This window comes from Streptomyces rhizoryzae (assembly GCF_023155275.1).
Classification (GTDB): domain Bacteria; phylum Actinomycetota; class Actinomycetes; order Streptomycetales; family Streptomycetaceae; genus Streptomyces; species Streptomyces rhizoryzae.
Window position 1 is genome coordinate 37,971 of sequence record NZ_JALMUV010000020.1, and the last position, 19,715, is coordinate 57,685.

The 19,715-nt window shown below is 74.6% G+C and carries 17 protein-coding genes and 1 tRNA gene; 10 read left to right on the forward strand and 8 right to left on the reverse strand.

Going from position 1 to position 19,715, the window contains the following annotated elements:
- Positions 1–87: 87 nt before the first annotated feature.
- Positions 88–1,374 carry an MFS transporter gene (locus tag MUU72_RS17730; protein WP_248014261.1) on the reverse strand — a complete coding sequence of 429 codons (1,287 nt, stop codon included), beginning with the start codon at positions 1,372–1,374 and terminating at the stop codon, positions 88–90.
- A 365-nt stretch (positions 1,375–1,739) separates the two neighbouring features.
- A complete protein-coding gene (locus MUU72_RS17735; protein WP_248014340.1) occupies positions 1,740–3,302 on the reverse strand; it encodes a potassium/proton antiporter in 1,563 nt (520 codons plus the stop codon).
- Between the two features lie 181 nt (positions 3,303–3,483).
- Here MUU72_RS17735 and MUU72_RS17740 point away from each other — a divergent pair, with 181 nt between their 5' ends.
- Positions 3,484–6,210 (forward strand): penicillin acylase family protein, encoded by a 2,727-nt coding sequence (locus MUU72_RS17740; protein WP_248014262.1) that lies wholly within the window; start codon positions 3,484–3,486, stop codon positions 6,208–6,210.
- A gap of 93 nt (positions 6,211–6,303) precedes the next feature.
- Here MUU72_RS17740 and MUU72_RS17745 read toward each other — a convergent pair whose 3' ends face one another.
- Entirely contained in the window at positions 6,304–6,939 is a 636-nt protein-coding gene (locus MUU72_RS17745) for a 5-formyltetrahydrofolate cyclo-ligase (protein ID WP_282504228.1), read from the reverse strand.
- A 56-nt stretch (positions 6,940–6,995) separates the two neighbouring features.
- Between MUU72_RS17745 and galU the strand changes: the two genes are divergently transcribed.
- The 7 genes from galU (at position 6,996) to MUU72_RS17780 (ending at position 12,327) form a co-directional block, all read left to right on the forward strand.
- A complete protein-coding gene (galU, locus tag MUU72_RS17750) occupies positions 6,996–7,898 on the forward strand; it encodes a UTP--glucose-1-phosphate uridylyltransferase GalU (protein WP_248014264.1) in 903 nt (300 codons plus the stop codon).
- A gap of 4 nt (positions 7,899–7,902) precedes the next feature.
- Positions 7,903–9,225: a molybdotransferase-like divisome protein Glp gene (gene glp / locus MUU72_RS17755; protein ID WP_248014265.1), complete on the forward strand. Its 1,323-nt coding sequence runs from the start codon at positions 7,903–7,905 to the stop codon at positions 9,223–9,225.
- 139 nt (positions 9,226–9,364) lie between these two features.
- Positions 9,365–9,847, forward strand: coding sequence for a cyclic pyranopterin monophosphate synthase MoaC (gene moaC, locus MUU72_RS17760; RefSeq protein ID WP_248014266.1), 483 nt, complete (start codon positions 9,365–9,367; stop codon positions 9,845–9,847).
- Positions 9,844–10,344: a MogA/MoaB family molybdenum cofactor biosynthesis protein gene (locus tag MUU72_RS17765; RefSeq protein WP_248014267.1), complete on the forward strand. Its 501-nt coding sequence runs from the start codon at positions 9,844–9,846 to the stop codon at positions 10,342–10,344. The genes moaC and MUU72_RS17765 overlap by 4 nt, the downstream gene beginning before the upstream one ends.
- A 14-nt stretch (positions 10,345–10,358) precedes the next feature.
- Positions 10,359–10,982 carry a GNAT family N-acetyltransferase gene (locus MUU72_RS17770; RefSeq protein WP_248014268.1) on the forward strand — a complete coding sequence of 208 codons (624 nt, stop codon included), beginning with the start codon at positions 10,359–10,361 and terminating at the stop codon, positions 10,980–10,982.
- Between the two features lie 152 nt (positions 10,983–11,134).
- Positions 11,135–12,178 (forward strand): divisome protein SepX/GlpR, encoded by a 1,044-nt coding sequence (sepX, locus tag MUU72_RS17775; RefSeq protein WP_248014269.1) that lies wholly within the window; start codon positions 11,135–11,137, stop codon positions 12,176–12,178.
- A 76-nt stretch (positions 12,179–12,254) separates the two neighbouring features.
- Positions 12,255–12,327, forward strand: a tRNA-Ala gene (locus MUU72_RS17780).
- A 197-nt stretch (positions 12,328–12,524) separates the two neighbouring features.
- Here MUU72_RS17780 and MUU72_RS17785 read toward each other — a convergent pair.
- Complete coding sequence (locus tag MUU72_RS17785; RefSeq protein ID WP_248014270.1) at positions 12,525–13,793, reverse strand: glycosyltransferase; 1,269 nt, start codon at positions 13,791–13,793, stop codon at positions 12,525–12,527.
- Between the two features lie 64 nt (positions 13,794–13,857).
- Complete coding sequence (locus tag MUU72_RS17790) at positions 13,858–14,658, reverse strand: MerR family transcriptional regulator (RefSeq protein WP_248014341.1); 801 nt, start codon at positions 14,656–14,658, stop codon at positions 13,858–13,860.
- A gap of 483 nt (positions 14,659–15,141) precedes the next feature.
- Between MUU72_RS17790 and MUU72_RS17795 the strand changes: the two genes are divergently transcribed.
- Together MUU72_RS17795 and MUU72_RS17800 are read left to right on the forward strand one after the other, a co-directional pair.
- On the forward strand, positions 15,142–15,615 hold the full coding sequence (locus tag MUU72_RS17795; RefSeq protein WP_248014271.1) for a hypothetical protein: 474 nt from the start codon (positions 15,142–15,144) through the stop codon (positions 15,613–15,615).
- Between the two features lie 131 nt (positions 15,616–15,746).
- The gene (locus MUU72_RS17800) at positions 15,747–17,189 is read left to right on the forward strand and encodes an ATP-binding protein (protein ID WP_248014272.1); all 1,443 of its coding nucleotides are present in this window, start codon (positions 15,747–15,749) and stop codon (positions 17,187–17,189) included.
- A gap of 58 nt (positions 17,190–17,247) precedes the next feature.
- Here MUU72_RS17800 and MUU72_RS17805 read toward each other — a convergent pair whose 3' ends face one another.
- The 3 genes from MUU72_RS17805 to MUU72_RS17815 all read right to left on the reverse strand — a co-directional run bounded on the left by MUU72_RS17805 (position 17,248) and on the right by MUU72_RS17815 (position 19,701).
- The gene (locus MUU72_RS17805) at positions 17,248–17,649 is read right to left on the reverse strand and encodes a GntR family transcriptional regulator (RefSeq protein ID WP_248014273.1); all 402 of its coding nucleotides are present in this window, start codon (positions 17,647–17,649) and stop codon (positions 17,248–17,250) included.
- Positions 17,650–17,779: 130 nt separating this feature from the next.
- Positions 17,780–18,754, reverse strand: coding sequence for an ABC-2 membrane transporter-related protein (locus tag MUU72_RS17810; RefSeq protein WP_248014274.1), 975 nt, complete (start codon positions 18,752–18,754; stop codon positions 17,780–17,782).
- The gene (locus tag MUU72_RS17815) at positions 18,751–19,701 is read right to left on the reverse strand and encodes an ABC transporter ATP-binding protein (protein ID WP_248014275.1); all 951 of its coding nucleotides are present in this window, start codon (positions 19,699–19,701) and stop codon (positions 18,751–18,753) included. Before MUU72_RS17815 ends, MUU72_RS17810 begins: the two co-directional genes overlap by 4 nt.
- Between the last annotated feature and the right edge of the window lie 14 nt (positions 19,702–19,715).

Consider the following 19,715-nt stretch of genomic DNA (forward strand, 5'->3'; position numbering starts at 1 on the left):
CAGTCCACCGCGAACGCGGCAACGGTGACCGACTCCACGCCGGGCCCGGGGCGGTGGTGCACCGCCCCGGGACGGCTCAGGCGCGGTTCAGGCGTGGCTCAGCTCCCGCTCGCGGCCGGCGTCGGCCGTCCCGGTGGTGCCCGGTGCGCCGGCGACCACCTTGCCGGTGTGCGGCGCCAGCCGGGACCGCAGGGTGAGCAGGACCACCAGGGCCAGGGCGGTGCCGGCCAGCGGCACCAGGAAGCCGGAGCTGGGGCCGAAGCGGTCGGCGAGCTGGCCGGCGGCGGTGGCCGCGGCGGCCTGGCCCAGCGCGACCGCGCCGGTCAGCCAGGTGAACGCCTCGGTCCGGGCGGCGGCCGGGACCAGGGACTCCACCAGGGTGTAGCCGGTGATCAGCGCGGGGGCGATGCACAGGCCGACGACGAGGCCGACGGCGCCCAGCAGCGGCACCGCGGTGACCGCCCACAGCGGGGTGGTGGCCAGCGCCAGCAGCCCGTAGGCGACCAGGAGGCGGCGGCGCGGGCCGACCTTCCAGGCGATCGCGCCGCAGGCGACACCGGCGAGCATGTTGCCGCCGGCGAAGATCCCGTAGAGGACGCCGTTGATGCCGGGCTGGCCGATGTGCTCGGTGAGCGCGGTCAGCGAGACCTGCATGCCGCCGAAGACCGAGCCGATGCCCAGGAACGCCACGATCAGGACGCGGACACCGGGGACGGACAGCGCGGAGACCCGCGGGCGGTCGTCGCTCCGGTCCCGGTGGACGGGCGGCTGGGTGCGCCGCTGGGAGGCGAACAGCAGGCCGCCGGCCAGCGTCAGCGCGGCCTCGGCCACCAGGCCGGCGGCCGGGTGGATGCCGGTGCACAGCGCGGTCGCCAGCACCGGGCCGACGACGAAGGTGAACTCGTCGGTGACCGATTCGAAGGCGGCGGCGGTCGGCATCAGCGGGCTGCCGCCCAGCTTCGCCGCCCACCGGGCCCGCACCATCGGGCCGACCTGGGGCGTCGAGGCGCCCGTGGGGACGGCGACGGCCAGCAGCGCCCACAGGGGGGCGTGGGCCAGGGCCAGGGTGATCAGGGCGCAGACGCCGGCGACGTGCACCAGGACGCCGGGGATGAGCACCGCGCGCTGGCCGAACCGGTCGGCGAGCTTGCCGCCCTGAGGGGCGAACAGGGCCATCGAGACACCGGTGGCGGCGGAGACCGCGCCGGCGGTGCCGTAGGAGCCGGTGGTGGACTGGACGAGCAGCACGATGCCGATGGTCAGCATGGCGAACGGCTGCCGGGCCAGGAAGCCGGGCAGGAGGAAGGTCCACGCACCAGGGGTGCGGAGCAGCTGTCCGTATCCGGGACGGGATTGCTTGACCGCGGATGCCACGGCCGGGCCTTTCTGCTGCCTGGTAGCGCCGCCCCGAGAGATCGTCACGGGTGCGCGCCGAGAGCTGTCCTCTCGCGCAGGACCGAGTGATACCGCGTGGTCCGCACCGGGAAGGTGGCTGCGTGTGGCAGGGGACCGCGGCCGCCGAGCGGTCGCGCCAGCTCTGCGTCAGGCAGAGTTGGTTCGTGATCCGTACAAGTTTCCCTCTTGATTATACAGGGCGGGCCGCGAGAAGCCCTGCGATTAACCAGGGCTTCACCGCGATTTCCTTGGTATCGGTGGAGAGATAGCGCACATTCGGCGCCAGGGCGGGCAAGGCGGTCGGTCCGGCGGGGCCGCCGGCCGGCGGGGTGGGCGGCCCGGCCTCAGTCGGTGCCGCGCCGTCGTCCCCACCGGGCCTGCGGCTGCCGCTCCCGCCGCCCCTGGGGCTGCCGTTCCGGCTCGCCGGTGCCCAGCCAGCCGGCCAGCTTGCCGCCCTGGGAGACCGCCTGGAGCCGCCGCTCGGCCGCGTCCCGCACCGGGTCGGTGGCGACCACCAGGAGTTCGTCGCCGTGCCGCAGCACGGTGGTGGGGGAGGGCACGAAGCTGGTGCCGTCCCGGACGACGAGGGTGACGGCGGCGCCCGCCGGCATCCGCAGCTCGCCGACCTCCACACCGTGCATACGGGACGTCGGTCCTATGGAGGTGGACAGCAGGTGGCCGCGCAGCCGCTCCAGGGGGGCCGACTCGATGCCCAGGTCGGCGGCCTCCTCGCCGTCGCCGAGCCGCAGCCGCCGGGCCAGCCAGGGCAGCGTCGGGCCCTGGATGAGGGTGTAGACCACGACCAGCACGAAGACGATGTTGAAGACCGTCTCGCTGCCGGGGACGTCGTTGACCATCGGGATGGTGGCCAGCACGATCGGCACCGCGCCGCGCAGCCCGGCCCACGACAGCAGGGCCTTCTCCTGCCACGGCATCCGGAAGGGCAGCAGTGACCCGAAGACCGACAGCGGGCGGGCCACCAGCGTCAGGATCATGCCGATGAGCAGCGCCGGCACGAAGTCGTCGAGCAGGTTGTGCGGGGTGACCAGCAGGCCGAGCAGGACGAACATGCCGATCTGGCCGATCCAGCCGACCCCCTCGGCGAAACCGCGGGTGGCCGGGGCGTGCGGCAGCTTGGCGTTGCCGAGGATGACCGCGGCCAGGTAGACGGCGAGGAAGCCCGAGCCGTGCGCCAGCGCGCCGGCGGCGTACGCGGAGACCGCGATGGCCATCACCGCGATCGGGTAGAGACCGGACGCGGGCAGCGCGACGTGCCGCATGCAGTAGGCGCCGAGCCAGCCGATGGCCACGCCGACGGCGGCGCCGATGGCCAGCTCCAGCGCGATCTCGCCGAGCAGGACGTACCAGTGCTCGGCCGGGCCGGCGGCGGAGAACGCCACCACGAGGATGACCACCGGGGCGTCGTTGAAGCCGGACTCGGCCTCCAGGACACCCGTCAGCCGGGACGGCAGGGGGACGCTGCGCAGGACGGAGAAGACCGCCGCCGCGTCCGTGGACGAGACGACCGCGCCGATCAGCAGCGCCTGTTTCCAGCCGAGGCCGGCGAGGTAGTGCGCGCCGGCCGCGGTGACCCCCACGCTCACCGCGACGCCGACCGTCGAGAGCATCGCGGCCCGGGGAAGGGCTGGTTTGATCTCTTTCCACTTGGTGCCCAGGCCGCCCTCGGCCAGGATCACCACCAGGGCGGCGTAGCCGAGGAGTTGGGTGAGCTCGGCGTTGTCGAAGACGACGCCGCCGATCCCGTCCTGCCCTATCGCGATGCCTATCCCCAGGTAGATGAGCAGGCTGGGGAGCCCGCTGCGCGAGGAGAGCCGTACCGCGGCGACTGCGATGAGCAGTACGAGTGAGCAGACCAGCAGGAGTTCGTTGAGGTGTTCGACAGTCAGGAGCTGATCCTTCCTCGCGCTGGTCCGGCCAAGCGGTCCTTACCGTATCTAGTTACTGACCCTAACAATTTACCATTGCTTGAAAGTTTAATGTGCTCGGTGCTGACTCCGCGTAGGGGTCGTCAAACCGGTGCGCCTATGGTTGCTCCAGCACTCCCACCCTGCCCCTCGAAGGACAGAGATGCCCGCCAACAAGTCCGGTCCAGCCCCCAAAAAGAAGAAGGGGCGGCGCGGCCGCCTCGTCGCGCTCACGGTCGTGCTGCTGCTCGTGGCGGGCATCGGCTTCGGCGCGTACTGGAGCGTCAGCACCGTCCGCGCCTCCTTCCCGGAGACCACCGGTTCGCTCAAACTCCCGGGCCTGACCGATCCGGTGGACGTCATCCGTGACGCCAACGGCATCCCGCAGATCTACGCCGACACCGACGAGGACCTCTTCCGCGCGCAGGGCTACGTCCAGGCGCAGGACCGCTTCTGGGAGATGGACGTCCGCCGCCACATGACGGCCGGGCGGCTCTCCGAGATGTTCGGCAAGAGCCAGATCAAGACCGACGAGTTCCTGCGCACCCTGGGCTGGCACGAGGTGGCGCAGAAGGAATACGACACCAAGCTCTCGCCGGCGACGAAGAAATACCTCCAGGCGTACTCCGCCGGTGTCAACGCCTACCTCAAGGACCATCAGGGCTCGGCGCTGTCCGTGGAGTACGCGGCGCTCGGCTTCACCGGCGACTACAAGCCGCAGCCCTGGACCCCGGTCGACTCGGTGGCCTGGCTCAAGGCGATGGCCTGGGACCTGCGCGGCAACATGCAGGACGAGATCGACCGGGCCCTGATGACCAGCCGCTTCACCCCGGCCCAGATCGCGCAGCTCTACCCGGCCTACCCGTACCAGCGGAACCGGCCGATCGTGGACGGCGGCGGCGTCGACCCGGTCACCAAGGAGTTCGACCCCAAGGCCACCACCACCTCCACCGGCGGCGGCACGGCCGCCGGGACCCCGCGCGGCGCCGCCGCCGGGCTCCAGAGCCGGCTCTCGACGCTCTCGAAGCACCTCGACTCCGTCCCGGCGCTGCTCGGCCCGAACGGCAACGGCATCGGCTCGAACTCCTGGGTCGTCTCCGGTGCGCACACCACCACCGGCAAGCCGCTGCTCGCCAACGACCCCCACCTGGCCCCGCAGATGCCCTCGCTCTGGTACCAGATGGGCCTGCACTGCCGCACCACCGGCCCCAAGTGCAACTACGACGTGGCCGGCTTCACCTTCTCCGGGATGCCCGGCGTCGTCATCGGCCACAACCAGAACATCTCCTGGGGCATGACCAACCTCGGCGCCGACGTCACCGACCTCTACCTGGAGAAGATCAACGCCGACGGCTACCTCTACGACGGCAAGCAGAAGCCGTTCCTCACCCGCCAGGAGACCATCAAGGTCGCCGGCGGCGACAGCCGCAAGATCACCGTCCGGTCCACCAACAACGGCCCGATCGTCTCCGACCGCGACGACGAACTGACCAACGTCGGCAAGGACGCCCCGGTCGCCGACGGCGCCCCGGACCGCGGCGACGGCTACGCGGTCTCGCTCCGCTGGACCGCGCTGGAGCCCGGCAAGTCCATGGACGCCGTCTTCGAGCTCAACCGCGCCCAGGACTGGACCGCCTTCCGCAAGGCCGCCGCCGACTTCGAGGTCCCCTCGCAGAACCTCATCTACGCCGACACCAAGGGCAACATCGGCTACCAGGCCCCGGGGAAGATCCCGGTCCGCGGCAAGGGCGACGGCACCTCCCCGGCACCCGGCTGGGACTCCGCCTACCGGTGGACCGGCTACATCCCGCAGAGCGCGCTGCCGTACGAGTACAACCCCAAGCGCGGCTACATCGTCACCGCCAACCAGGCCGTCACCGACGCCAAGTACCCGTACCTGCTCACCAAGGACTGGGGCTACGGCGCCCGCAGCCAGCGGATCAACGACCTGATCGAGTCCAAGATCAAGGACGGCGGCAAGGTCTCCACCGACGACATGCAGACCTTCCAGAAGGACAACAGCAGCGAGATCGCCCGGCTGCTCACGCCCTATCTGACGAAGATCGACATCAAGGACCCCTACGTCCGCGACGCACAGCAGCTGCTCAACGGCTGGGACTTCACCCAGGAGCCCGACTCCGCCGCGGCCGCCTACTTCAACGCCGTCTGGCGCAACACGCTCAAGCTCGCCTTCGGCAACAAGATGCCCAAGGAGCTGCGCGTCCAGGGTCAGTGCCTCTACGTCCGCCCGGCCGGCGACAACGGCCCGGCCGACGAGAACAACAAGCTCGTCCGCGAATGCGGCGAGCGGGCCGGCGACACCGCCCAGCCCGACGGCGGCGACCGCTGGTACGAGGTCGTCCGCTCGATCCTGGACGACCCGAACAACGCCTGGTGGAAGACCGAGGACCGGCCCGGCCACCCCGGCCTGAAGAACCGCGACCAGCTCCTCGCCCAGGCGATGAAGGACGCCCGCTACGAGCTGACCTCCAAGCTCGGCAAGAACATCGACCACTGGGCCTGGGGCCGGCTGCACCAGATGGACCTGAGGAACCAGACCCTCGGCAAGGAGGGCCCGGGCTTCCTCCAGGACCTCCTCAACCGCGGGCCCTGGAACGTCGGCGGCGGTGAGGCCGCGGTCGACGCCACCGGCTGGAACGCCTCCGGCGGCTACAAGGTCACCTGGGTCCCGTCCATGCGGATGGTGGTCAACCTCGCCGACCTCGACAAGTCCCGCTGGATCAACCTCACCGGCGCCTCCGGGCACGCCTACCACGCCCACTACTACGACCAGACCGACAAGTGGGCCAAGGGCGAGCTGCTGCCCTGGGCGTTCAGCGAGGACGCCGTGAAGAAGGCCGGCAAGGACACCCTCACCCTGTCGCCGTAACGGGCGGCGGACACCTCACCGCGTCGGGCGGGCCGGACACCTCCGGCCCGCCCGGCGGCGTTTCACGTGAAACATCCGACCGGCCCCGGCCGGTCAGTGCCGGAAACGGTGCACCCCCGACGGCGTCAGCGCCGCGTGCACCCGGCGGTCGTGCGGCTCGGCCGGCACCGCGTCCACCACCTCGTCGTCGTAGAGCAGCACCACCAGCGCCGTCCGCCGCCCCGACCGCTCCAGCCGCGCCAGCACCCGGTCGTACGACCCGCCGCCCCGGCCCAGCCGCAGCCCGGTGCGGTCCACCGCCACCCCCGGCAGCAGCACGACGTCCGCCCCGGCGACCGCCTCCGGCGTCAGCCGCGGCCCGGCCGGCTCGCGCAGCCCCCAGCCCGCCGGAACCAGCCGTTCGGGCCCTTCGTATACGGCCCAGTCCAGATCGTTGTCCGGCAGCAGCACCGGCAGCAGCACCCGCACCCCGGCCGCCCGCAGCTCCTCGATCAGCGCCCCGGTCTCCGGCTCCCCGCCGATCGACACATACGCGGCGACGGTCCGCGCCGGACCCTCCCGCAGCGCCTCCGCGAGCTCGTCGAGCTCCCGCGCCCGCCGCGCCAGCGCCGCCCCGCGGGCCGCCACGACATCGGCCGGCAATCCCCGTCTCATCTCCCGGAGATCCCGCCGCAACCTGCGCTTTTCCTCGTGCTCACGGCTCACCGCCGGCCCCCTTCGCGCTCTCATGATCTCTTGGCCTGACCCTCATCATCGGCCCATCCGCGCCGGTTAGGGTGGCGCGCATGACCGCATCGCATGGACGGATCACCAAGGCTGTCATCCCGGCGGCGGGGCTCGGCACCCGCTTCCTGCCGGCGACCAAGGCCACCCCCAAGGAGATGCTCCCGGTCGTCGACAAGCCGGCCATCCAGTACGTGGTGGAAGAGGCGGCGGCGGCCGGGCTCTCCGACGTGCTGATGGTGACCGGACGCAACAAGCGACCGCTGGAGGACCACTTCGACCGCAACTACGAGCTGGAGGAGGCGCTGCACCGCAAGGGCGACGGCTCCCGGCTCGCCAGGGTCCAGGAGTCCAGCGACCTGGCCACCATCCACTACGTCCGCCAGGGCGATCCGCGCGGCCTCGGCCACGCCGTGCTGTGCGCCGCGCCGCACGTCGGCGACCAGCCCTTCGCGGTCCTCCTCGGCGACGACCTCATCGACCCCCGCGACCCGCTGCTGCGCCGGATGATCGAGGTGCGCGAGGAGTACGGCGGTTCGGTCGTCGCCCTGATGGAGGTCGATCCGGCCAGCATCGGCCTCTACGGCTGCGCGGCCGCCACCCCCACCGGCGACGACGACGTCGTCACCGTCTCCGACCTGGTCGAGAAGCCCGAGCCCGCCGAGGCCCCCAGCAACCTCGCCATCATCGGCCGCTACGTCCTCGACCCGGCCGTCTTCGAGGCGCTGCGCAAGACCGCCCCCGGCCGCGGCGGCGAGATCCAGCTCACCGACGCCCTCCAGGAGCTGGCCGCCCACCCCGAACTGGGCGGCCCGGTCCACGGCGTGGTCTTCAAGGGCCGCCGCTATGACACCGGGGACCGCGGAGACTATCTGCGTGCCATTGTCAGACTGGCATGCGAACGTGAGGACCTGGGCCCCGACTTCCGGGCCTGGCTGCGCAGTTACGTCACCGAGGAGATGTAGGACGTTGAACGGCACCACCGGCCAGACCACCCCACCGGACCGCGTCTGGTCGGTGGCCGAGCACCTGGACGACATCCTGGCGGCGCTCCGCCCGCCGGCCCCCGTCATCCGCCAGCTCCTCGACGCCCAGGGCTGCGTCCTCGCCGAGGACCTCACCGTCCCGCTGCCGCTGCCGCCCTTCGACAACAGCTCCATGGACGGCTACGCGGTCCGCGCCGCGGACGTCGCCGGCGCCACCGCGGACGCCCCGGCCGTCCTCACCGTCATCGGTGACGTCGCCGCCGGCAGCGGCACGCTGCCCGCCGTCGGCCCCGGCCAGGCCGCCCGCATCATGACCGGCGCCCCGCTGCCGCCCGGCGCCGAGGCCGTGGTCCCCGTCGAATGGACCGACGGCGGCACCGGCCAGGGCCCGGCCGCCGCCATGCGCGCCCGCAGCGCCGCCCCGCAGGACGCGGCCGGCGAGGTCCGGGTGCACCGCCCGGCCGCCGCCGGCGCCCACATCCGCCGGGCCGGCAGCGACGCCCGCACCGGCGAGCCCGCCCTGCCCGCCGGCACCGTCCTCGGCCCCTCACAGCTCGGCCTGCTCGCCGCCCTCGGCCTGGACACCGTCCGCGTCCGCCCCCGCCCCCGCGTCGTGGTCCTGTCCACCGGCAGCGAACTGGTCCAGCCCGGCGAGCCGTTGGGCCCCGGCCAGATCCACGACTCCAACAGCTTCCAGCTCACCGCCGCCGCCCGCGCGGCCGGCGCGGTCGCCTACCGCGTCGGCGCGGTCGCCGACGACGCCGCCACCCTGCGCGCCGCCCTTCAGGACCAGTACGCCCGCGCGGACGTCCTGGTCACCAGCGGCGGCGTCAGCGTCGGCGCCTACGACGTGGTCAAGGAGACCCTGACCGCCCTCTCCGCGGACGACGGCCGGGTGCAGTTCCGCAAGCTCGCCATGCAGCCCGGCAAACCGCAGGGCTTCGGCCTGATCGGCCCCGGCCGCATCCCGCTGCTCGCGCTGCCCGGCAACCCCGTCAGCTCCTACGTCTCCTTCGAGCTGTTCGTCCGCCCCGTCATCCGCACGCTGATGGGCCACCCCGAGGTCCACCGCCCCACCGCCCGGGCCCGCGTCACCGAGCCGCTGGGCGCCTCACCGCGCGGCAAGCGGCAGTTCCTGCGCGGCTCCTACGACCCGGCAGCCGGCACCGTCACCCCCGTCGGCGGCAGCGGCTCCCACCTCGTGCGGGCCATGGCCTACGCCGATGCGCTGATCGTCGTCCCCGAGGACACCACCGACGTCCCCGCGGACGCCACCGTGGACGTCATCCCCCTCGGCCACCCGTAGCCCCGGAAGGCCCGCTGCCCCCTCCGTCCCCGGGCGCCCCGGCCGCAGCCCGCCCGCGCACCGCCGACCGGGCCGGGTGGCCGCCGCGGCCCGGGGGTACGGTGTCGTCCCACAAGCGGCAGTATGGACCGGGAGAACGATGAGCAGCGGTCAGCAACACCTCACCCACCTCGACGCGGCCGGCGCGGCCCGCATGGTCGACGTCTCGGGCAAGGACGTCACCGCCCGGACCGCCCGCGCCCGCGGCCGCGTCCTGGTCTCCCCGCAGGTCGTCGACCTGCTGCGCGGCGAGGGCGTGCCCAAGGGCGACGCCCTGGCCACCGCCCGGCTCGCCGGGATCATGGGCGCCAAGCGCACCCCGGACCTCATCCCGCTGTGCCACCCGCTGGCCGTCTCCGGGGTCACGGTCGACCTCGCCGTCACCGACGAGGCGGTGGAGATCACCGCCACGGTGAAGACCACCGACCGCACCGGCGTCGAGATGGAGGCGCTGACCGCCGTCTCGGTCGCCGCGCTCACCGTCGTGGACATGGTCAAGGCGGTCGACAAGGCCGCGGTGATCTCCGACATCCGCGTCGAGGAGAAGACCGGCGGCAAGTCCGGCGACTGGCGGCGGCCGTGAACCCCGCCCGCGCCCTGGTCGTCACCGCCTCCAACCGCGCCGCCGCGGGCGTCTACGAGGACAAGGGCGGCCCGCTGCTCGCCGAAGGACTGGCCGCCATGGGCTTCGCCGTGGACGGGCCCCGCGTCGTCCCCGACGGCGACCCGGTCGAGGCCGCCCTGCGCGACGCCGTCGCGGCCGGCTACGACGTGGTGCTGACCACCGGCGGCACCGGCATCTCGCCCACCGACCGCACCCCCGAGGCCACCCGCCGGGTCCTCGATCACGACGTCCCCGGCATCCCCGAGGCGATCCGCGCCGCCGGCCGCGCCAAGGTCCCCACCGCCGCGCTCTCCCGCGGCCTGGCGGGGGTCGCCGGCCGCACCCTGATCGTCAACCTCCCCGGCTCGGCCGGCGGTGTCCGCGACGGCCTGGCCGTCCTCGCCGACCTCCTGCCGCACGCCGTCGACCAGATCCGCGGCGGCGACCACCCCAGACCCTCCGGGAGCCCCAGCTGAACACGCCCTGGCCGGTGGTCCTGACGGACGGAGAGGTCTCCCTCCGCCCCATAAGGCTGCGCGACCAGCGCCCCTGGCGCGAGGTCAACCGCCGCAACCGCGACTGGCTGCGCCCCTGGGAGGCGACCGTTCCGCCGCCCCCGCCGGGCGTCCCGGTGCCGCACCGCCCCACCTTCCGGCAGATGGTCCGGCACCTGCGCGCCGAGGCGCACGCCGGCCGGATGCTGCCGTTCGTCGTGGAATACCGCGGCCGGCTCGCCGGCCAGCTCACCGTCGCCGGCATCACCTGGGGCTCGATGTGCTCGGGCCATATCGGTTACTGGGTCGACCGGGACGTCGCCGGCCGCGGGGTGATGCCGACCGCGGTGGCGCTCGCCGTCGACCACTGTTTCCGCACCGTCGGACTGCACCGCATCGAGGTCTGCATTCGCCCGGAAAACGTCCCCAGCCGGCGGGTGGTGGAAAAACTCGGCTTCCGCGAGGAAGGTCTCCGCCCCCGCTACCTGCACATCGACGGCGCCTGGCGCGACCACGCCGTTTTCGCGCTCACCGCCGAAGAAGTCCCCGAAGGGCTGCTCAACCGCTGGCACCGGCAGAAACCCGGCACCCCCGGCCGCTCCGACGCACCCCACAAATAAAAAGCCTGTTCGAATTATGCGGTCCCCGGTGCCGCATTCCTCACAAGTCCATCGCAACAATCACAAAAAAAGTTCGAGATATCAGCCAGATCGTGCGACACACCGGCTCAATTGGCGGATGGCCCCACGCAAACCCCTCTACCGTGTGAGTTGTGAGAAGCAGCGGCCTCATCTACGCAGTCATCGTCGGGGCCTGGGCCGCCTACCTGGTGCCGATGTGGCTCCGTAGGCAGGACGAGCTGAACGAGGCCCGTCCCACCGAGCGCTTCAGCACCGCCATCCGGCTCCTGTCCGGGCGCGCGGCCATGCAGCGCCGCTACGACCGGGAGCACGGCGCGTGCCCCGCCGACGATGCCGGCGACGAGCCGGACCCGGACGCCGCGGACGGCCCGGCCGGCGCCCGGCCCTTCGGCGACCCCGAACCGCCCCCGCCGCTCGCCGACGAGGCCCCCGCCCCCGGTCGCGCCCAGCCGGCCCCGCCGCGCCCCTCGCTCGCCGAGCGGACCAAGCGCGCCAAGGTCCTGGCCCGTCGCCGGCGCACCATCACCGTGCTCTTCCTCGCCTTCACCGCCGGTGCCATCGCCGCGGCCGTCGGCGGACTGCCGTTCCTGTGGGCCCCGGCCCTGCCCGCCGTCCTGCTCACCGCGTACATCGTCTACCTGCGGGCCCAGGAGCGGCGCCGCTTCGTCTTCACCATGGACCAGCGCAAGGCGGAGGCGGCGGCGCGGCGGCTGCGGGAGGGCCGCCCCCGCCCTCACGAGGCGGCCGACCAGCCGCCCGCCGACGACCACCGCCCCGCCGCCCGCGCTGACGCCGACCCCGCCGCCCCCGAGCCCGCCCGCCCGGCGGTGCCCCCGCACACCCCCGGCGCCCGCGCCCTCGTGGAGGAGACCGACCACGCCGAGTGGGTCGACCAGCAGCGCGAGCGGCCGCGGCCCGCCGCCGGCTCCTGGGAGCCGGTCCCGGTCCCGCTGCCCACCTACGTCACCGCCCCGGTCGCCCCGCGCGCCACCAGCCACGTCGACCTCGACGCGGACGACGCCTGGAGCTCCGCCCGCTCCAGCTCCGTCCCCGAGCGCCCCCGCCCGGACCGCACCCCCGACCGCCCCACCCACCCGGGCCGCCGCGCCCGCGGCCGCACCCCGCTGTTCGACCAGTACGAGGACGAGGACCGGCCGCGCGCGGCGAACGAGTGAGGCACTCCGCACTGACCAGCACCGGAAGCGATTTCCGGGCACGGCGAACGGGATGCTAGAGTTTCACTCGTCGCAAGGGCCTGTGGCGCAGCTGGTAGCGCACCTCGTTCGCAACGAGGGGGTCAGGGGTTCGAGTCCCCTCAGGTCCACCGCACGAAAGAACCCCTCCCGGGGAGATCCGGGAGGGGTTTTTTCGTCGGCCGGCCGGGAGGTGAACTCCCGGGTGGCTTTCCGCGGTTCGATCGGCGCCGCGCCGCGCCTCGGTGACCGCGTGAGGAACCCCCGCCGGACGATCCGGTGGGGGCTTTTTCATGGGGCGTCGGGGCGGGTGCTGACGGGGTGTGGGTCAGGGGAGGAGGTCGGGGAGGGCCTGGAGGGCGGTGGTGGGGCCGTCCTCGGTGGCGAGGTGGCGGGCGGCTGCCCGGGCGCGGGTGCGCAGGGCGGCGGTGGTGGTGGCCTCGGTGAGGGCGGCGGCGAGGCGGGCCGCGGCGTCGTCGGGGGAGAGGTCCTTGGCCAGGGCGGTGAGGGGGAGCGGGGCGGTCGCGGTCCCCAGGGCGGTCAGGCGGGCGGCCCAGAAGGGCTGGTCGCCGGTGAACGGGACCGGGACGGAGGGGAGGCCGGCGCGCAGGACGGCGGCCGAGGTGCCGGCGCCGCAGTGGTGGACGGCGGCGGCGACGCGGGGCAGCAGCAGGGCGTGCGGGACCTCGGCGGGAAGGGCGAGGACGTCGTCGGAGGGGCTTTCGGGCGCGGTCAGCGCGGAGTTGGCGGTCAGCAGCAGGCCGCGGAGGCCGGCGCGGCGCAGGGCGCGGACGGCGAGGGACGTCAGGCGTGCGGCGTGTGCGGAGGACATGCTGCCGAAGCCGAGGTAGACCGGCGGCGGCCCGGCGGCGAGGAAGTCCTCCAGGGCGGGCGGGAGTTGGGCGTCGGCGGGATGGTGGGGCCACCAGGTGCCGGTGATGCGGAGGCCGGGGCGCCAGTCGGCGGGGCGGGGTACGAGGAGTTCGCTGAAGCCGTGCAGAACCGGCCAGTTGGCGGCCTCGGCGCGGCGGCGGACCGTACCGGGCGAGGTGGGCGGCAGGCCGAGGCGGGTGCGCAGGGCGCGGGCGGCGCGGGCGTGCAGGCGGTCCACGACGCGAAGGGAGAGCCGGCCGGCGGTGCGGTTGCCCCAGCCGCCCAGGGAGCGGCCGCCGCTGAGGACGGGCGGGAAGGCGCGGGTCGGGGCGGTGGGCACGAGGTAGGCGCCGGCCGAGGGGATGCCGAGGGCCTCGGCGAGGTGCCAGCCGAGCGGGGCCGTGGTGGTGGAGAGCAGCAGCAGCTCGGTGTCCTCGGGGACGGCGTCGGCCAGGCCGGTGCCCAGCTGTTCGAGGAAGGCGGCGGCGCGGCGCATCAGGGCGCGGCGGTCGGTGGGGGTGGCGTCCCGGCCGTCGGCGGGGCGGGTGGCGCGGGGGTCGGCGGGCAGGGCGCGGAAGGCGAGGCCGGCGGCGCGGGCGAGCGGGGCGTAGCGGTCGTCGGCGGCGAGGGTGACCTCGTGGCCGCCGGCCGCCAGGCGGGCGCCGAGGCCGGTGTACGGGGCGACGTCGCCGTAGGAGCCGGCGGTGGTGAGCGTGATGCGCATGGGATCGCCTTGCGGGAGGAGGGGCGGGCGGCAGCGGGTGCGGGCGGGTCAGGGCGCCGGGTGGTCAGGGCGCGGGGTGGTCCCCGTCGGACGGGGGCGTCTGGCGGACGGCGTTGGCGTGCACGGCGGTGCGGAGGTACGGGGCCAGGCCGGGGCGCTGTTCGGTGGGCGGGACGAGGAGGGCGAAGGCGCGGGGGTCGGCGGCGAAGTCGTCCGCGATCCGGCCGTGCATCGCCGTGGAGCAGGGGGTGAACCAGCGGGTCAGGTGGTGGCGGTGCTCCTCGGCGAGGTCCATGGCGCGCTCCCCGTCGGGCGGTTCGCCGGCGTCGAAGGCGGCGGTCAGGCGGGCCCGCCAGTCGGCGGCCTCGGCCATGATCCGCGCCCAGTCCTCCTTGGAGTGCGCGGCGGCCCGGGCCATCGAGCGGCGGTAGCCCTCGCTGTGCTGCCACTGCCGCTCGGCCTTGGTGGCGTAGGTCAGGTCGAACGCGATCTCGCCGAAGACCTCGAAGCGCTCCTCCGGGGTCAGCCGGACGCCGGTCTGCTGCACCTCCATGGCCTGCTCGGCGACCTCGACCAGGCGCTGGAGGCGGTTGATCTCCTCGGTGAGCCGGCGGTGCCGGGCGCGCAGCTGGTCCAGGGCGTTGGCCTCCGGGTCCGCCAGGATCGCGGCGATCTCGTCGAGCGGGAAGCCCAGCTCCCGGTAGAAGAGGATCTGCTGGAGCCGGGCGAGGTCCGCGTCGCCGTAGAGGCGGTAGCCGGCCGGGCTGCGGTCGCTGGGGCACAGCAGGCCGGTCCGGTCGTAGTGGTGCAGGGTGCGGACGGTGACCCCGGCGAAGGCGGCGACCTGGCCTACCGGGTATCCCATGGGGAAGCCTTTCGGTGAACGGGACGGAGGGGACGGGGCGGGGCGGACGGGCGCCGGCCCCGGGTGCGGGACAAGCGTGCGCCCTGACGTGACGTGAGGGTCAAGGTGCGGCATGGCGGGGGCGGGGGCGGGGGAGGCGTCGGGGAACGGTGCCGGGAAGCGGTCGGGCGCCGGTTCGGAGGGACCCCCGTTACATTTGTCGGGAAACAGATATTCGCTCGTGTGTGCGGGTGGGTGTGTACGGCTGGGCACGCAGGGTCATGTGCGCAGGTGCCGGGGTGGCCCGGCCCGGGGTGTGCCGGGGCGGGTGCCGGGGTGCCGGGCGCTGGCCGTGGGCGGTGCGCCCGGGTGCCGGGGCGCGCCTTCCGCCGTGCCGGGGCCGTCCCGCGGCCCGTCCGGCGCCTTCCGCCGTCCCGCACCGCCCTGCCCCCCGTCCCGTCCCGTCCCGTCCCCGTCCCGCCGCCGTCCGAGGAATTGTTGGTTGTGAGATCAGCGTCTGCCGCCGCCCGTGCCGCCGGGGCCGCCGGGGCCGTGCTGCTGCTCGCGGGGGCGTGCTCCGCGGTGCTCTCGGGGTGCGGCGGGCCGGATCCGCTGCTGCGGGACCAGGGGCCCGCCCTCGCGCCGCCCGCGCGGACCGGACCGGTCTACGCGGCCGGGGACGCCGGCCGTCCGCTGCAACGCCCGGACGCCCTGCCCCTGGGCGACTCGGCGCGGCTGACCGGGCTGCGCTGGGAGTCGTGGGGCGGCCCGACCGCGGTGGCCGACGGCGGGCTGTCCGGGCCCTGGTGCGCGCCGGAGTGCGTCCGCACGCCGTACCGGGTCAAGGTCACGCTGAGCGGGCTCCAGCGGCAGCAGGGGTTCGCGTACTACTCCGCGGCCGGGGTGGTGGCGCCGCAGCTGCGCGGGGAGAAGGCCGCCGAGCTGGGCCGGGTGAGCCTGCACCTGCCGGACGTGTGAGCCGCCGGCCCCCAGGACGCGGGCGGCGGGGAAGGCGGGACCGGCGGGGACAGTGGGGCCGGTGGGGGAAACGGGGTCGGAAGGCGGCGGCGGGGGAACGCGGAGGACGACAGGAACGGAGACGGGAACGGATGGGGTTGCGCGCCAAGATCGGCATCGCGATCGCCGCCACCGCCGCGGTGGTCGCGGTCCTCGTCGGCGTGCTCGTCCACCACCGCACCGTCAACGCCCAGCTCGACCTGGCCGGGCACAGCATCGACAGCCGGCTCCAGACCGCCGTGCAGGACCGCGCGGCCGGTATCGACACCGGGCGCGGGATGATCAACCCGCCGGACCTGCCGCACCCGTTGAAGGAGCTGACCGAGCGCGGCCGGCGGGGCGTCTACCTGGAGGAGGGCGGGCGGACCCCGTACCTGTGGGCGGCCACCAGAGTGGGCCCGGACGTCATCGCGCTGAAGCGGTCCTACCAGCGCGAAGCGCAGACCGTGGCGGAGCTGGACCGGATGCTGTGGGTCGCCGGGGCGGCCGGTACGGCGCTGGGCTGCGTGGTCGGACTGCTGGTGGCGCACCGGCTCGGGCGGCGGCTGACGAGGTCGGCGGCGACCGCCCAGCGGATCGCCGAGGGCGATCTGGGTGCGCGGCTGGCGGGGACCGGGAACGACGAGATCGCGCAGCTCACCGCGGCGGTCAACACCATGGCCGACGCGCTCGCGGGCCGGCTGAAGGCCGAGCGGGACGTCACCGCGAACATCGCGCACGAGCTGCGGACGCCGGTGGCCGGGCTGGTCGCCGCAGCCGGACTGCTGCCGCCGTCCCGGCCCGCCGAGATGGTCCGGGAGCGGGCCGAGCGGGTGCGCGGGCTGATGGAGGACGTCCTGGAGGTGGCCCGGCTGGACGCCCGTACCGAGGAGGCGGACCGGGAGGTGCGGCCGCTGGGGGAGCTGGTGCGGCGGGCCGTCGCGGGCGCCGCTCCGGGCGCCGCGCGGGCGGCCGGGCCGGACGGGGACGGGCCGGCGGGTGCCGGGCCGGACGGGGACGGGCCGGTGCGGGTGCGCGTCGCCGCGGACGGGCTGGTGGAGACCGATCCGCGGCGGGTCGAGCGGATCCTGGTCAATCTGATCAGCAACGCCCGGCGGCACGGTGCCGCGCCGGTGACGGTGGAGGTCGACGACGGGCTGATACGGGTGCGGGATGCCGGGCCCGGTTTCCCGCCGGCACTGCTGGCGCACGGGCCGCAGCGGTTCCGTACCGGCGGGGGCGCGGGCGGGGCCGGGCTGGGCCTGGGGCTGACCATCGCGGCCGGGCAGGCGCGGGTGCTGGGCGCCGGGCTGAGCTTCGCCAATCCGCCCGGCGGCGGGGCGCAGGCCACCGTGGACCTGCGGGCGGCCCGCTGCCCGGAGCCGGACGAGGGGGCGGGGACGGAGCCGGGCGAGCGGACGGAAACCGGGCCGGGCGAAAGGCCGGACACGGAGCCGGGCACGGGGCCGGGCGCGGGATCGCGCCGGGGATCGCGTGAGTGGTCGGCGGAGGCCGGTCCGGACGGGGGCGGCAGCGGGGGCGGGCGGCAGGGCTGACGGGGTGCGCCCCCGGGGGCGCACCCCCGGGGCGCGGCGCCGGGAGCCCGCCCCGCGCTCATCCCTCCCGGCTCGCCGGGAAGCGGTCCTCCAGGACGGAGTTCAGCAGCGCGCGGACGTCCTCGCGGTCCAGGCCCTCGGCGCGGGCGCGGTCCATCCAGGCGCGCAGCTCCTCGCGCAGCACGGCGTCCGCGGCCGAGTCGGGCCGGGCCAGGGTCCGGCTGACGAACGTGCCGAGCCCCGGGCGCGGCTCGACCAGGCCCTCCCGCTCCAGCTCCCGGTACGCCTTGAGCGTGGTGTTCGGGTTGACCTTGGTGGTGGCGGCGACCTGCGCCGCCGTCGGCAGCCGGTCGCCCTCCACCAGGACGCCCAGCCGTAGTGCCTGCTGAACCTGCTGGACGATCTGGAGGTAAGTGGCGACGCCGCTGCGGCGGTCGATCCGGAATTCGACGGCACTCACCGCCTCTCTGCCTCGGGGTCCGTGCCGGCGCGGCCGGCGCCCCGGCGGGGCCCGCGCGCGTCGACCGCTCGATGATCGGGCCGCCCGGGACGGGTGTCAAAGCGCCGCCCGGGACGCGGCCGGCGGCCGTTCAGAGCGGCCGCCGGCGGGCCCGCCACACCACGAACGCCAGCAGCACGGCGGTCAGCGCCAGCAGCAGGGCCGCCCCGCGCCACTGCATCGCCGCCATCTGGTCGTACGAGAAGTACTCGGTGACGCGGTGGACGATGCCCAGCTTGGCCCGGCAGGCGTCCGGCTGGGCGTCGTGGACGCAGGTGCCGAAGCCGTACAGGCGGCCGTCGGCGGTGGCCACCCAGTCGTCGAACCGCACCGCGTCCGCCGGCAGCGCGGGACCGTCGCCGTCGTACGGGTAGGTCAGGCGCAGCGGGGTGCCGAGCCGCGCCACCACCTTCTCGCCCCACACGACGCTCACCGCCGCCGCGGTGAACGCGGTGGCCACCATCGCCGGGATCATCCGCTTGAGCAGTTTGCCCAGGGCGATGCCGCAGGCGGTCAGGAAGAGGGTCTTGGCGGCCAGCACCGGGCCGGTGACGTCGAACGGGCCGCTGTTGAGCCAGTCGCCCCCCACGACCAGGGAGCGGGCCGGCGCCCACAGCCACTGGAAGACCACCGCCAGCAGCGTGGTGCAGACCGTCACCAGGGTCAGGGGCAGTGCGAGGGTGGTCGCCAGCCAGCGGCCGCGGCCGGTGGACTGGGTGGTGACCAGGTGGACGGTGCCGCGCTCCAGCTCGGAGGAGATCAGCGGGGCGCCGAGGAAGACGGCGACCACGACCGGGATGTACCGGAGGAACGAGAGGTCGCTGTTGAAGGCCCCGTCGAACCGGGTCCGGAACTCGTCCTGGAGCGCGTCCGGCGCGCCGTGGTCCCCGAGGAAGCCCATCAGCCCGATCCGCTGGTACGAGAAGAGGGCGCAGGCGGCGAGGGTGAGCAGGATGCCGGCGAGCAGCGCGGTGCGGTGGCGGCGCCAGACCAGCCACAGGGTGCCGTGCAGCGCGCCGCCGGCCGCGCGGCCGGTACCGGTCTTCGGGGTGGTGGCGGTGCTCATGCCGCAGTCTCCTTCCGGGGCTCGTCCAGCACGAGGGCGGGGGCTCCCGGGGCGCGCATGCAGGCCAGGAGGACCTCCTCCAGGCTCGGCGAGAGGGTGTCCCAGGCGGCGGCCGCCGGGGCGCCGGGGGTGCCGGCCAGCGGCCCGTTCGGCCGGACCAGGGCGCTGAACTGCCGCCCGCTGACCCGCGCCTCGACGACGGTGTGGTGCTCGGTCAGCTCCGGCGGGACCCGGCCGTCGACGGCGAGTCCGGTGACCAGGGTGTGCGCGGGCACCAGCGCGTCGGCCGGGCCGGCCATCCGCAGCCGGCCGTCGGCCAGGACGAGGAGGTGGTCGCACATCTCCTCCACCTCGGACAGCATGTGCGAGGACATCAGGACCGTGGTGCCGTGCTCGGCGGCCTCGGCCATCAGCAGCCCGGACAGCTCGTCCCGGGCCAGCGGGTCCAGGTCGGACATCGGCTCGTCGAGCAGCAGCAGGTCGGGGCGCTTGCCGAAGGCGAGGGCGAACGCGACGCGGGTGCGCTGGCCGCCGGAGAGGGTGCCGACCCGGGCGCTCGGCGCGATGTTGCCGGAGCGGACGATCCGCTCGGCCAGCGCCTGGTCCCAGCGCGGGTTCAGCTCCCGGCCCAGGCGCAGGGTGTCGGCGACCGTGAAGCGCGGGTAGAGCGGCTTGTCCTGCGCGAGGTAGGCGACGCGGGACAGCACCGCGGGGTCGGAGACCGGCACGCCGCACAGCCGCAGGCTGCCGCTGCTCGGCTGCACGAGCCGGGCCGCGATGCCCAGGAAGGTGCTCTTGCCGGCACCGTTGGGGCCGACCATGGCGCAGACCCGGCCGGCCGGGACGCGGAAGGAGCACTCCTGGAGCGCCCACCGCCGCCGGTACCGCTTCCACAGGTTGTCCGCCTCGATCGCCCAGGGGCCCGGGGCGGGGCTGGGGTCGTGCACGCTCAATCCCCCCT